This is a genomic window from Gracilibacillus kekensis, from assembly GCF_900143085.1.
Taxonomy (GTDB): domain Bacteria; phylum Bacillota; class Bacilli; order Bacillales; family Amphibacillaceae; genus Gracilibacillus; species Gracilibacillus kekensis.
This window is the reverse complement of the sequence record NZ_FRCZ01000004.1, coordinates 332650-349154: the sequence shown is the minus strand read 5'-3', so window position 1 is coordinate 349154 and position 16505 is coordinate 332650. Positions and strand designations below refer to the sequence as shown.

Below are 16505 nucleotides of genomic sequence, written 5' to 3'. Positions count from 1 at the left end.
GAGGGGAAGTGGAAAGTGGAAACTTCTATTAGAACTGAAGATAAGAAAACATTTATTCAATGGTTTTTAGGTCATTATCAATTAAAAAAGCGTGAAAGTGTATGGATATTAAATTATTTATTGAATCATGATGCGATCCTACAACATGTACATTTTGTTCTAGAAGCTCGTTTTTGTCCAAGAGCTATGATTATATCCACACATTGTTCGAAAGAGATTGCATTTCGTTTTTATAAAAAACATATCGTAACAACTGATGCCGATAAGTCTTTTCATGATATTCGCTTACATTCGAAAGAACCAATCTTTATCCAGCTAAACTTTAAAGGTTCTAATCAAAGTATTCCTTATATGAAAGTATTAGAAGATAATCCATATATACCTGATGATTACTTTTTAACAAAAAGTGATAAAAAAATGGCAGAAGAATGGTTGGAATATGCTTTATATGAATACAAAAAAGAAGAGTTGGCTAACAAGATTAACGAAGCACTTGACCAAAAAGACCAACAATTATTTGAATATTATTCTGATCAATTGAAGGATTTGGAAAATTCCTATATCATAAAAAGTGAATAATACTTTTTAGCGGGAGAACCAACAGAATTTTGGTGAATTCCGTTTCTTTTTGTGTTAAATTCAACAGGGGCAGGAGGTGTGGCGATGAAATGGCAAACTAAAAACTTAGCATTGTATTTTCAATCACAGGAATATGTTGACACGCTCTGTATTCCTCTTATACCAATTGAACTTAAGAATGAATTAGAGGCTATAAAATTAGCAGATCAACAGAAATCCTTGCAGCTTATTTCAGATGAATTAGAAAGGAATTTTACGGGAAGAATATTTCTAAGTCCTTCATATACATATATTAAGGAAAGCGATTTTGATGCTGAGTCAAAGCGACTAAACCAATGGACAAGCTCTTTGTCGCAAAATAAATTTCAACATATTTTTTTCCTGACTTACGATGTGAATTGGAAAAAATACGAAAATAACCTAGAAGGTAGTTTAATATGGCTTACTGCTAACTCGATAGATGATTATCAATCCGATCAAACAAAGAATTGGATAAAAAGCCAAATAAATCAAATTAGTGAATTAATAAGAAGCTATTGGTAATAACAATTTTCAATAGAAATAAATAGAATAGATTAGATTTTATTGACCCTAGCTTTAGTTTACGCTATCATAGTAATGTCCTAGTAATATATGAGATATGAATCCATGAAGTCGGAATATGTGTAGAGGGGGGTAAACGATGTCAGAGAAAAAGCAACAAGTGTCCCGTCGCCAATTTTTAAATTATACATTAACAGGTGTTGGAGGATTTATGGCTGCAGGTATGCTTGCACCTATGGTTCGTTTTGCAATTGATCCTGTACTACAAGCATCTAGTGGCGGTGATATGCATGCAGTAGTTGACGTATCAGAAATTACAACTGAACCACAACGCTTTGATTGGACAATTGAACAAGTAGATGCTTGGTATACGTCAGATGTTACACATAGTGCTTGGGTTTATAAAGATGACAATGACGAAATTGTAGCTTTATCACCTACGTGTAAACACTTGGGTTGTGCAGTAAACTGGGCGGGTGATCCAGATCATCCAGATCAATTTTTTTGTCCGTGCCATGAAGGACGTTATTACAAAGATGGGGTAAATGTTCCTAACACACCTCCAAATGCAGCATTAGATTTGTTTGAATTTGAGGTAAGAGAAGGTACATTATATCTTGGAAATGCTATCGAAAGAGGGGGGGATAATTAATGCTACAGAAGGTTTATGATTGGATTGATGAACGTGTAGACATTACTCCACTCTGGCGAGATATAGCAGATCATGAAGTACCAGAGCATGTTAATCCTGCACATCATTTTTCCGCATTCGTTTATTGTTTTGGAGGCTTAACATTTTTTGTTACAGTCATTCAAATTCTTTCAGGGATGTTTTTAACCATGTATTATGTTCCAGATATTGAAAATGCTTGGCGATCTGTATATTATTTACAGACGGAAGTTGCACATGGTCAAATCGTAAGAGGTATGCACCACTGGGGAGCAAGTGTTGTTATTGTAATGCTATTTTTACATACGTTACGTGTTTTCTTCCAAGGGGCTTATAAGAAACCAAGAGAACTTAACTGGATGGTTGGAGTATTAATATTCTTCGTTATGCTTGCATTAGGTTTAACTGGTTACTTATTACCATGGGATAATAAAGCATATTTTGCAACAGTCGTAACACTTGAAATCGCAGAAGGTGTACCTGTTATCGGTGAGATGGCAAAAACCTTATTAAATGGTGACCCAAATATAGTAGGGGCCCAAACATTAGCTAGATTCTTTGCGATTCATGTGTTCTTCTTACCAGCAGCACTATTTGCACTGATGGCTATTCACTTTATTATGATTCGTAAACAAGGGATTTCAGGCCCACTATAGAATTTTGCTAAAAAGGAGGGATAGCAGTGAAAAGAGGTAAAGGAATGACGTTTGTTGGTGACTCACGTATACCTTCAGACAAAAAGAAGTTTATTCCAAAAGATTATTCAGAATATCCTGGTAGAACGGAAGCGTTTTGGCCAAACTTTCTTTTGAAAGAGTGGTTGGTTGGGGCAGTATTTTTAGTCGGATTTTTATGTCTAACCATTGCACACCCAGCACCATTAGAGAAAATGGCTGACCCAACAGATACTGCTTATTTACCGCTGCCAGACTGGTATTTCTTATTTTTATATCAATTATTGAAATATAAATTTGCAAGTGGTCCTTTCTTTGTATTAGGAGCGATGGTTATTCCTGGACTAGCATTTGGTGCGCTTTTCTTAGCACCTTTCCTAGATAGAGGGAAAGAACGTCGTCCACATAAACGCCCAATTTCAACAGGACTAATGCTGTTAGGTTTCATTGGAGTTTTCTGGTTAACGTACGAAGCTGCTGCACATGTAGATTGGGAAGCGAAAGCTGAAAATAATAAGCCCGTCTTACCAGAAGAAACGAGTGTTGAGATAGATACCGAGGATCCTGGTTATGCCGTTTATGAAAACAGTTGTTTACAATGTCATGGTGGAGAATTAGAAGGTGGCGCAGCTGCTCCAACATTAGTTGGTATAGAATATAGCGTAGATGAGATTAAAGATATAGCTGTAAATGGTATTAATACAATGCCAGCAGATCAATTCCAAGGTTCTGATGAAGAATTACAACAACTTGCAGAATTTATTGTTTCGGTAAATGAACAAGCTGCAGAAGAATAAGTTTGGTTCACCCTCGCTCGTGTGTTAAATGAGCGGGGGTTTTTATCTAGATGAGATGGAGGGAGCTCAGTCAATTAAAATGCTAAAAAATATATTGTTTCATCCTCAATTTATCATGATCCTATTTATCATTAACCTGGTTGGAACGATTTATGGTTATTTTTGGTATGGAAATCAGTTAGCCAATACGCCACTATATTTTTTACCATTCGTTCCAGATAGTCCTACTGCAAGTTTATTTTTTGCGATTTTTTTATTTTTTATTTTACAAGGAAAAAATGTCCCAATAATCGAAGCTTTAGCCTTTACAACACTTGTTAAATATGGTGTATGGGCTGTAGTAATGAATATCTTAACTTTACTTATTAATGGCAGCCTCAGTTGGCAGAGTTATATGTTAATTGCATCACACGGAGCAATGGCGATTCAGGCGTTCCTTTATGCACCACTTTATAAAATTAAATTATCCCATTTAACAATTGCAGCAATATGGTTATTACATAATGAAATCATTGACTATGTATACGATATGATGCCTACATACGGAAGCTTATCAGATTATCAAAATCATATCGGTTATTTTACTTTTTGGTTATCAATCCTAGTGATCATTCTTGTTTATCACATATCAGTAAAAAAACAGAATCAAGCTAAAAGGCTTGCTTAATAATTGAATTCAATGCATATCTAATTAGCACATTTCATACATTTAAAGAAAAAGCAAGATGGAAGAAGGGGTATGTGTGCGCATTAGAATGTACATTGGCATTTTATTGATTCTATTTGTTATACAAGCATTCCATTCAATTAGTATCACAGCACAGTCCAACAATAATTATATGCATACTTTTGAAAGACTTGTAGAAGAAAAGCGATATAAAGTTGCTGCTCAATTACTAGAAAACAATAAAACAACCATATTAGAAAATGTTAAAAATGAAAAGGATGCTTACCAGCCTATCATGGCACAATACTTGAATAATACTATCGCTAAACTAAAAGATGATACTTATTCATCAACTGATAAGTTAATCGCTACACAACAAACAGTTATCCTTTGGGATGCAATCATATATGAAAATGCACCACTATGGACAACATGGAAAAGGGAATTAGAAAATAAAATGGAAGTAGTATTAGAACAGAAGGAAGTTAGCACAAAAGATCTAGATGAAATTGCATATTATGTGAAAGTAATCTCCCCAGTTGCTCACTTACATTTAGATGATCAACAATATAAATCGTATCAAAAGTCATTAAACCTGCTAACTAATAATCAAAATGAATATTCTGAAATTGAACTTGAAGAAACATTTTCTCAAATATCTAAGTTGAATGTTGATACATGGAATCAGGCAAATTCGCAATACACCAATTGGTTGATAATGATTGTAATTGGATTTATTTTCTTGAGTTTATCTTATGTGGCCTGGGCAAAGTATAAAGGTGAAGCTAACTAATCATATCGATTGACATTTTTAAAAATTTGACTAAAATTGACCTTAGAAAGAGAATAGATGGAGGAATGGAAATGCTGGGTTATCTAATATATTTTGCCTTGTTGATGATCATTCCATTATGGGCGCAGTCTAAGGTGAAAAACACGTATAAAAAATATTCAAAAGTTATGAATTCGAATATGGTAACAGGAGCACAAGTCGCTCGTAAAATTCTAGATGATAATGGTCTTTATCATGTAACAATTGAAGAGACAAAAGGGACATTGTCCGATCACTACGATCCACGAAAGAAAACGGTTCGCTTATCAACTGATAATTTTCATGGCTATTCCGCTGCAGCAGCTGCTATTGCAGCACATGAAGTAGGACATGCCATTCAAGATGCAGAATCTTATGCATTTTTGCGATTTCGTCACAGTTTAGTACCTATTGCAGGTTTTGGGGATAAGATGTCTTTTATCTTCATCATCGCAGGTATTTTTTTACAAGCAACAAATTTAATTCTAATTGGTGTCATTTTCATGTCGTTTGCAGTGTTGTTCCAGCTTGTTACTTTACCAGTAGAATTCGATGCTTCGAACCGTGCAATGAATCAACTCGTTTCTTCTGGTATTATTCGTAACAATGAAGAACGTCAAACAAAAAAGGTGTTAAATGCCGCTGCCTTAACTTATGTCGCAGCAGCTTTAGTAGCAGTAGCCGAATTAATCCGCTTTGCTTCGATGTTTTTACTTGCAAACGATGAATAGTTTTAATTAAGATGTAAGAGAATGGGACAAAAATAATTATTGTAAATACAAAATCCAAACGATCAGGATTGAATCGTTTGGATTTTTATGCATAGTTGGAAAATACTCTGTAATAAACTTGCTACGGCTTGCCAACTTCGCTTTTACCACGGGCATAAGTCAACATCTGCTAAAGCAAGCTTTCGCAGTGTATCCTATACCAGGGGGCGCGTCTTCAGCTAACTTTGTAAAGATGATCACTTTGCAAAGTGGATCTTCAGATCGCGCTGATCCCCCTGGAGTCGATGTGGACGCCTTCGCTAATTTGATATTCTACAACGCTAGCATGAGGAAGCATATTGGTATTTTTATCATTTGAAAAAGTTAGCTGAAGGGAAAAACCCCACGGAAAGGGAAGTGGGCAGCCGGAGCGGGTGTTAACCAGGTGGATCAATTTCAAGATTACTACATCATTTACTGCACATTTTCCTTGTATTGTGCAAGAATAATTATTGCGTCGTTCGTATTTGAGGTTAGATTAATTATTTATGTCCCAGTTTCTTTTTATTTTGTCAATGGAGGGTGTGCAATGTATAATAAAGAAAGTATCCAAGATATGCAAGAGAGAGTAGATCAGTATATCTCACAGTTCAAGGAAGGTTATTTTTCTCCTCTAAGTATGATGGCTCGTTTCACGGAAGAAATTGGTGAATTAGCTCGAGAAGTAAATCATCAATATGGTGAAAAGCCTAAAAAGAATACAGAAGAGGAAAATACAATTGAAGATGAATTAGGAGATCTATTATTTGTTATGATATGTTTTGCTAATTCACAAGGATTTAGTTTAAGTGAAGCATTTGAAAAATCAATGAATAAAATAGAAACTCGAGACAAAAATCGATGGACAAGATTGGAACGACAGGAGGATAAAGAATGAGTAAAGTAAGAGTAGTAGTAGCTGGACCTCGAGGAAAAATGGGAAGTGAAGCACTAAGAATGATTGAAAAACAAGAGGATCTTGAATTGGTTGCTTGTTTAGATCATAAGTATGAAGGCAGAAAAGTTAGTGATTTTGAAGAACTTCCTAATTTGGATGCAATCTTTTATAGCGATATCAACAATTGCTTTCAATCAGTGAAAGCTGATGTGTTAGTGGATCTAACTACGCCTGAATTCGGATATTTACATACAAAGACTGCCATTCATTATGGAGTAAGGCCGGTAGTAGGTACCACTGGCTTTACGGAAGAACAACTTCAAGAATTAACTGATTTATCTGAGGAAAAAGGGGTCGGAGTCATTATTGCTCCAAACTTTGCTTTAGGAGCAGTTTTAATGATGCAGTTCGCTAAATGGGCAGCAAAGTACTTTCCAGATGTTGAAATTATTGAAAAACATCATGATAATAAGTTAGATGCACCGTCTGGAACTGCAGTAAAAACTGCAGCATTAATTAAAGAAGTAAGAGAAACTAAAACACAGGGACACCCAGAGGAGAAAGAAACGATATCAGGTGCAAGAGGAGCTGATGTTGACGGAATGAGAATACATAGTATGCGATTACCTGGTCTTGTTGCACATCAAGAAGTAGTTTTCGGATCATCTGGTGAAAACCTAACGATTAAGCATGACTCCTTTCACCGTGAATCATTTATGACAGGTGTAAAGCTTGCAATAGACAATGTTATGAAATTAGATATTTTAGTTTATGGATTGGAGAACATATTAGAATAGGAGCGAATGATATGAATATTGCTTTAATTGCACATGATAAGAAAAAAGTAGATATTGTAAATTTTAGTGTTGCATATTCTACTATCTTAAAAAATCATACACTTTTTGCTACAGGTACTACGGGGAAAAAAATAAGTGAAGCGACAGGACTTAAAATCGAACGTTTCCAATCTGGACCACTCGGTGGGGATCAACAAATCGGTGCAAGAATTGCAACCAATGAAATGGATTTAGTCATCTTTTTTCGTGATCCTTTAACAGCTCAGCCACATGAGCCTGATATAAGCGCTTTAATGCGTCTGTGTGATGTTTATCAGATTCCACTTGTCACAAATATAGGTGGAGCAGAAGTGATGATAAGAGCACTTGATGCAGGCTTTTTCGATTGGCGCAACATACAATAAATAAGCGCTTCAATCAAAACCATATTACCCCGTATAACTTCTTTGTTAAAGCTCGATTTTTGAAGCAGGGTAGTATAATACGAACGATTATAACGTGATAACAATCACGTAGAGTTAGGTGGGTAGCAATTATGTTAAAAATAGGAATTTTATGTTATCCATCTGTTGGTGGATCTGGTATTATTGCAACTGAATTAGGAAAAATGCTCGCAAAACAAGGACATGAAATTCATTTTATTACATCAAGTATGCCTTTCAGACTGGACTCATGTTATCCTAATATATATTTTCATGAAGTAGAGTTAAATCACTATCCTGTTTTTCAGTATCCACCGTATGACTTAGCATTAGCTACTAAAGTAGCTGAAGTAATTGATACAGAGAAACTAGACATCATTCATGCACACTATGCCGTGCCTCACGCCATTTGTGCTATATTAGCGAAACAAATGGCCCAGCATCCGGTTAAGATTGTGACAACACTTCATGGAACAGATATTACTGTCCTTGGAATAGATTTAAGTTTAAAGAAAATGATCCTTTTTGGTATCGAGCAATCAGATGCAGTAACTGCTGTTTCTCATAGTTTAGTAAAGCAGACACAAGAAATGTTAGAAACGAAGAAAAGTATCCATGTCGTTTATAATTTTGTTAATGAAATAGAGTACCAAAAAGAAAATAGAGATTTAAAGCAAAAATACGGAATTTCAAGTGAAGAAAAAATACTTATCCATATTTCGAATTTTCGAAAAGTAAAACGCTTAGAGGATGTTTTACATACTTTTGCTATTGTTAATAAACAGGAAAGCACCCGCTTATTATTAATCGGTGATGGTCCGGAATACGGTAGAATTCATGAAATGGTCAAAGAGCTTAAGTTAGACAAAGTGGTTCACTTTTTAGGAAAACAGAAGAATATTCCTGAACTATTATCCATTGCTGATATTAAGCTTCTTTTGTCAGAAAAAGAAAGCTTTGGTCTTGTATTGTTAGAGGCGATGGCAGCTGGTGTTCCTTGTATTGGTTCCAACGTAGGAGGTATCCCTGAAGTTATTGAACATGGTGTGACGGGATATATCGAAGAACCAGGGAATATTAAGGCTTTTGCAGCAAGGGTGTTAGAATTGTTAAATGATCCTGTTAAATGGGAGAATTTTTCTACTAAAGCAAAAAATCGTGTGATCGAACATTTTTCTTCGGATACAATTCGAAGGGAATATGAGACGATATACCAAACTGTATTAGGTGAAACCAATGATTAATAGTTATTTTCGGTTAGCACAACAAGTCCTGCTTCAGCTCGAAAAGAAAGGATTTCAAGCATATATAGTTGGTGGAGCTGTTAGGGACTCTATATTAAATCGAAAAGTAGTAGACATCGACATAGCAACGTCAGCACTTCCAGAAGAGGTACAGAGTATTTTTTCAAAAGTAATACCTACAGGAATACAACATGGGACAGTTTTAGTTCGTTACCAAAATGAATCATTTGAAGTAACTACTTTTCGTACAGAATCGACTTACAGTGATTCCAGACACCCAGATAATGTATCGTTTGTTTCTAACTTAAAGGAAGATCTTGCAAGAAGAGATTTTACAATGAATGCGATTGCGATGAACCGATCTTTTGATTTAATAGACCCTTTTCAAGGTCAACATGATATCGAATATAAATTGATTCGAACTGTTGGCCAAGCGAAGGAACGCTTTCTGGAAGATGCATTACGAATGATGCGTGCGATTCGTTTTCAAAGTCAGCTAGGTTTTAAAATAGAAAAATCAGCATTCATGGCTATAGAACAGAATAGACAAGGCTTATCGAAGATTGCAGTTGAACGAATCGCTGCGGAGTGGGAAAAAACCATTAAAGGGAATTATTTTAATGAAGCCATAAAAACCTTATTTTCTACAAGACTATATCAGAACCTTCCACTTATAGGCAATAACAAACAGCTGATACAAGCAATTAAAGAATTACATAAACCAATACCTAGTTTTGCCGCTTTTATAGCATATATGAATATATCTGTCCAAGAGATAGAAGTTACGGATTGGATAAAAGAGTGGAAATTATCGAATCAAATAAAAAAAGAAAGTAAGAAACTCGTTCAACTATTATCTCAATATCCGACAGAAGCATTGCGATGGGTTGTATATCAATTACCATATCATTTAATAGAGGACTTTAGTGTATTAACAGATTTGTGTTCAAGGAAGACTATTTCACAGCAAGAAGTGATAAAACTCCGAAAATCACTAAGCATTCAAAGTAGAAAAGAACTTGCGATTGACGGAAATGACGTAATTAGTTTCTTCCCTGAGCGCAACAAAGGTTCATGGATTCAAGATTTACTTTCTCAAGTTGAACATGGAGTTGTATTAGGAAAGATTGATAATACAAAAATAGCAATAAGAGAGTGGTTGAAATATGGTTAATAAGAAACGCCATGAATTAATAGCTATCTTGTCTCAAAATGAAAATCAATTTATTTCAGGACAAACGCTATCAGAAAAACTAGATGTTTCACGTACTGCGATATGGAAACACATCAATGAACTAAAAAAAGATGGATATCAATTTGAATCAGCTCCAAAAAAAGGCTATCGTCTGCTTACTAAACCTGACCAACTGAACGAAACCACCATCAAGTGGGGACTAGAAACCGAATGGTTAGGTAAATCCATTATTTTTAAAGAGAAGATCGATTCAACACAAGACGTAGCTCATAGATTAGCAAGAAAAGGTGCTGAACATGGAACGATTATTATAGCAGATCGACAATTGTCTGGGCGGGGAAGAATGGAGAGACAATGGATTTCTGATGATTCTGGCGGAATATGGTTAAGTATGATCTTGAGACCTCCCATTCCACCGCATCAAGCATCACAAATGACATTATTCGTTGCAGTTACATTGGTTGAAGCACTAGAACGAGCAACAGGACTGTCTATTCAAATAAAATGGCCAAACGATTTATTTATTAACGGGAAGAAAATAACAGGAATTTTAACCGAAATGCAGGCTGAATTAGAAGCAATTCAATATCTAATTATTGGCTTTGGAATCAATGTAAATCAAAATATAGACCATTTTCCAGAAGAAATTCGTGATTTAGTTACTTCATTACAGATAGTCTCAGGTAAAGAATGGAACAGGACGAATCTAGTTCAAACTATTTTGCAAGAGTTTGAAGAAGCATACCAAAACTATATTGATAACGGTTTTGAACTTGTTAAAAAAAAGTGGATTGCCCATGCTTACAAATTGCACGAGAAAATATGGATCAAAACGACACAAGCTTCCTTTTATGCAACCGTTCAAGGAATATCAAATGAAGGTGCTTTAATCGTAAGAAATGAGAATGGTGAGGAAAAATTGATTTATAGTGCAGAAATTAACTGGTAAGGAGTAATTTGTGTGAAAAATACAATACAGTTTCAAAAGATGAAACAAGAAAATGAAAAAATTACGATGCTTACTGCCTATGATTATCCTTCCGCTAAAATGGCAGAAGATTCGAAGATCGATATGATTTTAGTAGGCGATTCATTAGGCATGGTAGTACTTGGCTATAATTCAACCATCGAAGTCACAGTTAATGATATGATTCATCATGGAAAGGCAGTTACAAGAGGAGCTCCTAATACTTTTACAGTGGTAGATATGCCTTTTATGTCTTACCATTTATCGTTAGAAAAAGCGATGGAAAGCGCACAAAAAATGATGCAACAAACAAATGCACAGGCATTAAAAGTTGAAGGCGCTTCTAAGGAGACGCTACGTTTAGTAGAACGACTTACAGAAGCGGGCGTTCCAATAGTAGGTCATCTCGGTTTAACACCACAATCTGTTCATGTGTTAGGCGGTTATCGAATACAGGGTAAAGATAAAAAAACAGCTGAAAAATTAATTAGTGATGCTAAATCATTAGAAGAAAGTGGAGCATTTTCAGTAGTATTGGAATGTGTACCAGATCTTCTTGCAGCTCATATTTCTAAAAAGCTATCTATTCCCACTATTGGCATTGGAGCTGGTAAAAGTTGTGATGGACAGGTATTAGTTTTTCATGATATTTTACAATATGGAGTAGAATTCAAACCCTCTTTTGTAAAAGTTTATCATGAGCTTGATAACGATATAAAAAAAGCGGTTGAACAATATCATAATGAAGTGAAAAGCAAAACGTTTCCTGACTCCTCTCATACATTTGCCATGGATAAACAATTAGCAAAAGAGTTAAAATTGGAGGATTAATGGTGAAAGTAATAAGAACAATAAATGAGCTAACAAATATCACCAATCAATTAAAACAAGCAAACGAAACCATAGGATTTGTTCCTACAATGGGGTACTTACATGAAGGTCATACCACTTTAATGGAAGAATGTAAGAAATATGCAGATACTTTAATAGTTAGTATTTTTGTCAATCCTCTTCAATTTGGACCGAATGAAGATTTTGAACGCTATCCTCGTGATGAAAAACGCGATCAAACCATTGCGATGGAACATGATGTTGATTATTTATTTATGCCTTCCGTAGATGAAATGTATCCTGGGAATGATATTATTACACTCCACGTAACTGATCGTGTCGATGTATTATGTGGTAAGAGTCGCCCAAATCACTTCGATGGGGTTGTTACAGTTTTAACCAAATTATTTCATCTCACAAGAGCTGATTATGTATGTTTTGGATTAAAAGATGCTCAACAGGTAGCAGTTGTAAAAGGTCTTATTGATTCTTTCAATTTCACATTAAAAATAATTGCTGTACCTACAGTAAGAGAAATGGATGGCTTAGCTAAAAGTAGTCGTAATGTCTATTTATCAGATAAAGAAAGACATGAAGCTACATATCTATTTAAAGCCTTAAAAGAAGCGAAACAATTAATGATTGACGGTGAAAAAAATCCTGTTATGATAAAAGAGAAAGTAAAAAAATATATTAAACATCATACTAATGGTGAAATAGATTATGTTGATATTTTAACTTTCCCATCGTTAGATACCGTGGAGACGATTGATCAACAAATCATTATTGCAGTCGCTGTTCAATTTACTAAAGCTAGACTGATTGATAATATCATAGTGGACCATAGTGGTACAGTGCCTAATGCAATCATTTAGGGGGAAAGAAAATGTTACGAACTATGATGAAATCGAAAATTCATCGCGCTCGTGTAACAGAAGCAAATTTAAATTATATAGGTAGTATTACCATTGATCAGGATATCATAGAGCAGGTCGGCATTTTGCCGCATGAACAAGTACAAATTGTCAATAATAATAATGGCGCTAGATTAGAAACATATGTCATTGCTGGGGAACGTGGTAGTAAAGTGTTCTGTTTGAATGGAGCAGCAGCTAGACTAGTCCAAACAGGTGATATTATTATTGTTGTTTCATATGGTATAGTATCAGACGACGAACTTAAAACTTTTAAACCAAAAGTGGCAGTAATGGATGAAGATAATAATGTAAAACAGCTATTAGAGCAAGAATCACCATTCACCAGCCTCTAATTACCAAACTCTTATCCTTAACCGATAAGAGTTTCTTTATTAAAATCAACACATAATATCTAAACTGCGAAGTACCAAATGTGTAATTTTTAATGAAAGTGTATGCGTAACAGCCACTACGGCTTGCCCACTTCGCTTTCCGGGGGGGGCGCGTCTTCAGCTAACTTTGTAAAGAAGATCACTTTACAAAGTGGATCTTCAGATCGCGCTGATCCCCCAGGAGTCGAAGTGGACGCCTGCGCTAGGTGAAGTTCTACAATGAATGCGAGAATTGAAATTTCGACTATTTAACTCATTATTTAAATTAAATTCATATAGTTAGCTTAGAATGATAACTGTCGCAACCGTTGCAGAATATATTTATAGCGTAGGCCGCCCACTTTCACTCCTGTGGGAATGTTTTACCTGAAGATCCACTTTTTCAAGCGATCTGTGCTTGGAAAAGTTAGCTGAAGGGAAAACCCCACTGCATAGAAATCACTACGAAAGCTTGCTTGAGTAGATGTTGCACTTGTGCCCGTGGTAAAAGGGAAGTGGGCAGCCGAAGCGGATATCTAGTACACAACACATTTCAAAATTACCACTTAGGCTAATGAATTTTAAACAGTTTACTTCGAAGTTTGTGTCTTTTGTGTAGTTTTAGTTGGTTTTTGGTGAGATATGGTTAGAGTAATTTGAAAAAATCGGGGATGATCTTTTGCAAAAATTTGTTGTTATAGATGTAGAAACAACAGGACAATCTGCAACAAAAGGGGATCGAATTATCGAACTTGCTCTTGTTGTTATTGAAAACAAAGAAATTACAAAACAGTATAATCAGCTCATCAACCCAGGTAAATCAATCCCAACTTTCATATCCCAATTAACATCGATCACTGATGAAGATGTATTGGCTAAACCGATGTTCGAAGAGGTTGTTGATGACTTTAGTGAATTACTGGATGAGGCTATTCTTGTCGCACATAATGTCCCATTTGATTTGACATTTCTTAATGAAGAATTAGAGCGAGTAGGCAAAGATAAAATTAATCCATATGTTGTCGATACTGTAGAGCTAGCAAGAATACTACTTCCGCAAGCACCTAGTTATAAATTGAATGAGCTTGCAGAATTTTTATTAATTACTCATAACAATCCTCATCGAGCAATATCAGATGCACTAGTAACAGCTGATTTATTAATACTGTTAGTAAACAAATTAGAAGCATTACCACATAATGTGATTGAACAATTACTAGATCTATCCTCACCGCTAAGAACAGATCTATCGTTAATATGTAAACCAGTGGAGGAAAATTATAGAGATGATCTTGAAGAGTATCGAGGGTTTTCACTTAAGAAACCAAAAGAGTTTGATCAGGAGGAACAGGCAAAGATAAGTGAGGATTTTAACACCTATATAGAAAGTATGTATCATGAAAATGGAAATTTGGCACAAGCATTTCCTTCTTATGAAATCCGAAAGGGACAAGTATTTATAAGTGAGACGATCTATGATCATTTTCGAAAAAAAGAGCATGCATTAATTGAGGCAGAAACAGGTATTGGCAAGACGATCGGCTACTTAATTCCTTCAATATACGAGGCATTAGCTCACAATGAAAAAGTGGTTATTAGCACCACTAACACTAATTTGCAATCACAATTAATCGATCAAGATCTAAGAAAACTTAATATTCCAATTTCCACGAGTATAATTAAAGGGAAAAATCACTATTTAAGCTTGCAAAAATTCGAGGAATTTTTTCACGATTCCAGTTATCGTTCCTATCAAGATACATTATTAAAAGCAATGATCTTAATTTGGTTAACAGAAACTACATCAGGAGATTTAGATGAGATCCAATTTCCAATCGAGAAATACCCTATTTTTCATCAAATCGTCGTCAGTAACGAAAAAGCTAATGAAATATGGCAAGACTACTGCTTTTATATGAGGATGATTGATCAAGCTAATCACGCTAATATCATAGTAACCAATCATGCATTATTGGCAATTGATATGTTGGCCGAGCAAAAATTATTGCCTAATTATCAACGATTGATTATTGATGAAGCGCATCAATTAGATCAAGTCGCTACCAATTTCTTAGGCGCTTCATTAAGTTATTTTGAACTAACTGCTCTTTTTCAACAATTAGATAGAAATCATACGAATTACCCAGATTTTTTAAACTTATTAGTAGATGTAAAATATGAAATTGATTTATTGTTTCGAAACTTATTCCAATTTGTAAAAAATGAAAATCTACAAAAGAAAGCTGTGACAGATGTTGGAAGGCTAAAATCAGTGTGGGAAATCAACAATCAATCCGAAATTAAAGAAGTGATCGATCGTGTCAGTTTAATGGTGAGACAGTTATCAGCATTACTAAATGAAGACAACCAGCAGCACGATCAAGAACAGCTTATTCACTTGGAGAAACTTTTACAATTGCTACTAATTAATAATAAGGCAGAAGCAGTTACATGGCTTGAAATTGATCAAAATGGTGCTGAAAATGCGGTTTTTATTCACCGAGAGCCATTCTCCATCCAAGACGAATTACGCAATTATTTGTTTCAGTCGAAAGAGTCCATTATTTTGATAAGTTCGACACTTACAATGAATGAATCATTTGATTATATTAAAAGAAAAGTTGGTCTGGATTCATTAACGTCTAGTGAGTATATCGTTGATCATCATTTTGATTATCAAAATAATGTACAATTACTAATTCCAAAAGATCTTCCAGCCATACAGTACCCTAATAACGATCAATTTATTTATGCAATTAATGAGGCGATTATTTCAATATCCGAACAAACAAAAGGAAGAATGTTAATATTATTTACGTCTTATGATATGTTACGAAAAAGCTATTACATTCTAAAGGAATCAGAATTATTATCAGATTACATGATTATTGGTCAGGGTGTAACAACAGGAAGTCGCAACCGTTTAATAAAACAGTTTCAGGCATTTGATCAATCTATATTATTAGGAACAAATGCCTATTGGCAGGGGATTGACATTCCTGGAGATGATTTATCCTGCTTAGTAATTGTCAAATTACCTTTTCAATCACCACAAGACCCTATTTTCATGAAAAAAGCTGATTATCTAAAAAGAAAAGGCATCAATCCTTTTATAGAATTAGCATTACCACAAGCTGTGTTACAGTTCAAACAAGGTTTTGGCAGATTAATACGAAAAGATAGCGATCATGGAATAATATTTGTGTTTGATGAAAGATTAATGACCAAAAAATATGGTAAAACTTTCATAAATTCAATCCCCACCATCCCAATCAAATATGATAATATGCAAAACTTGTTAAAACATGTTGATAAATGGATTTGATAAAGTGACACCTTTTGTGAAAACCTATTTATATCACGAGATAGAAAG

At 34.8% G+C, this 16505-nt stretch carries 18 protein-coding genes; all 18 read left to right on the top strand.

Annotation, left to right across the window (positions count from 1 at the left end; genetic code table 11):
* Window positions 1–15 precede the first annotated feature (15 nt).
* The 18 genes from BUC25_RS11950 to dinG all read left to right on the top strand — a co-directional run bounded on the left by BUC25_RS11950 (window position 16) and on the right by dinG (window position 16457).
* Window positions 16–579, top strand: a complete 564-nt coding sequence (locus BUC25_RS11950) for a ReoY family proteolytic degradation factor (RefSeq protein WP_073202096.1) — start codon at window positions 16–18, stop codon at window positions 577–579.
* Between the two features lie 84 nt (window positions 580–663).
* The gene (locus tag BUC25_RS11945) at window positions 664–1122 is read left to right on the top strand and encodes a DUF2487 family protein (protein ID WP_073202095.1); all 459 of its coding nucleotides are present in this window, start codon (window positions 664–666) and stop codon (window positions 1120–1122) included.
* A gap of 139 nt (window positions 1123–1261) precedes the next feature.
* A complete protein-coding gene (locus tag BUC25_RS11940; RefSeq protein ID WP_073202094.1) occupies window positions 1262–1774 on the top strand; it encodes a QcrA and Rieske domain-containing protein in 513 nt (170 codons plus the stop codon).
* A complete protein-coding gene (gene qcrB, locus BUC25_RS11935; protein ID WP_058307593.1) occupies window positions 1774–2448 on the top strand; it encodes a menaquinol-cytochrome c reductase cytochrome b subunit in 675 nt (224 codons plus the stop codon). The genes BUC25_RS11940 and qcrB overlap by 1 nt, the downstream gene beginning before the upstream one ends.
* Window positions 2449–2474: 26 nt before the next feature.
* Entirely contained in the window at window positions 2475–3263 is a 789-nt protein-coding gene (locus BUC25_RS11930) for a menaquinol-cytochrome c reductase cytochrome b/c subunit (RefSeq protein ID WP_073202093.1), read from the top strand.
* 79 nt (window positions 3264–3342) lie between these two features.
* The gene (lhaT, locus tag BUC25_RS11925; protein WP_073202092.1) at window positions 3343–3930 is read left to right on the top strand and encodes a lipoprotein heptaprenylglyceryl N-acetyltransferase LhaT; all 588 of its coding nucleotides are present in this window, start codon (window positions 3343–3345) and stop codon (window positions 3928–3930) included.
* A gap of 76 nt (window positions 3931–4006) precedes the next feature.
* The gene (locus BUC25_RS11920; protein WP_073202091.1) at window positions 4007–4723 is read left to right on the top strand and encodes a sporulation protein YpjB; all 717 of its coding nucleotides are present in this window, start codon (window positions 4007–4009) and stop codon (window positions 4721–4723) included.
* A gap of 71 nt (window positions 4724–4794) precedes the next feature.
* Window positions 4795–5472 (top strand): zinc metallopeptidase, encoded by a 678-nt coding sequence (locus BUC25_RS11915; RefSeq protein WP_073202090.1) that lies wholly within the window; start codon window positions 4795–4797, stop codon window positions 5470–5472.
* A gap of 568 nt (window positions 5473–6040) precedes the next feature.
* Window positions 6041–6388 (top strand): nucleotide pyrophosphohydrolase, encoded by a 348-nt coding sequence (locus tag BUC25_RS11910; protein WP_073202089.1) that lies wholly within the window; start codon window positions 6041–6043, stop codon window positions 6386–6388.
* Window positions 6385–7185 carry a 4-hydroxy-tetrahydrodipicolinate reductase gene (gene dapB, locus BUC25_RS11905; RefSeq protein WP_073202088.1) on the top strand — a complete coding sequence of 267 codons (801 nt, stop codon included), beginning with the start codon at window positions 6385–6387 and terminating at the stop codon, window positions 7183–7185. The genes BUC25_RS11910 and dapB overlap by 4 nt, the downstream gene beginning before the upstream one ends.
* Window positions 7186–7196: 11 nt before the next feature.
* A complete protein-coding gene (gene mgsA / locus BUC25_RS11900; RefSeq protein ID WP_073202087.1) occupies window positions 7197–7589 on the top strand; it encodes a methylglyoxal synthase in 393 nt (130 codons plus the stop codon).
* A gap of 131 nt (window positions 7590–7720) precedes the next feature.
* On the top strand, window positions 7721–8851 hold the full coding sequence (gene bshA, locus BUC25_RS11895; RefSeq protein ID WP_073202086.1) for an N-acetyl-alpha-D-glucosaminyl L-malate synthase BshA: 1131 nt from the start codon (window positions 7721–7723) through the stop codon (window positions 8849–8851).
* A complete protein-coding gene (locus BUC25_RS11890) occupies window positions 8844–10025 on the top strand; it encodes a CCA tRNA nucleotidyltransferase (RefSeq protein WP_073202085.1) in 1182 nt (393 codons plus the stop codon). Before bshA ends, BUC25_RS11890 begins: the two co-directional genes overlap by 8 nt.
* A complete protein-coding gene (locus tag BUC25_RS11885) occupies window positions 10018–10995 on the top strand; it encodes a biotin--[acetyl-CoA-carboxylase] ligase (protein ID WP_073202084.1) in 978 nt (325 codons plus the stop codon). The genes BUC25_RS11890 and BUC25_RS11885 overlap by 8 nt, the downstream gene beginning before the upstream one ends.
* 12 nt (window positions 10996–11007) lie before the next feature.
* Window positions 11008–11844 (top strand): 3-methyl-2-oxobutanoate hydroxymethyltransferase, encoded by an 837-nt coding sequence (gene panB / locus BUC25_RS11880; protein ID WP_073202083.1) that lies wholly within the window; start codon window positions 11008–11010, stop codon window positions 11842–11844.
* 2 nt (window positions 11845–11846) lie between these two features.
* Window positions 11847–12719, top strand: coding sequence for a pantoate--beta-alanine ligase (panC, locus tag BUC25_RS11875; protein ID WP_073202184.1), 873 nt, complete (start codon window positions 11847–11849; stop codon window positions 12717–12719).
* Window positions 12720–12730: 11 nt separating this feature from the next.
* On the top strand, window positions 12731–13114 hold the full coding sequence (gene panD, locus BUC25_RS11870; RefSeq protein ID WP_073202082.1) for an aspartate 1-decarboxylase: 384 nt from the start codon (window positions 12731–12733) through the stop codon (window positions 13112–13114).
* A gap of 697 nt (window positions 13115–13811) precedes the next feature.
* A complete protein-coding gene (dinG, locus tag BUC25_RS11865; RefSeq protein WP_073202081.1) occupies window positions 13812–16457 on the top strand; it encodes an ATP-dependent DNA helicase DinG in 2646 nt (881 codons plus the stop codon).
* The last annotated feature ends 48 nt before the right edge of the window (window positions 16458–16505 follow it).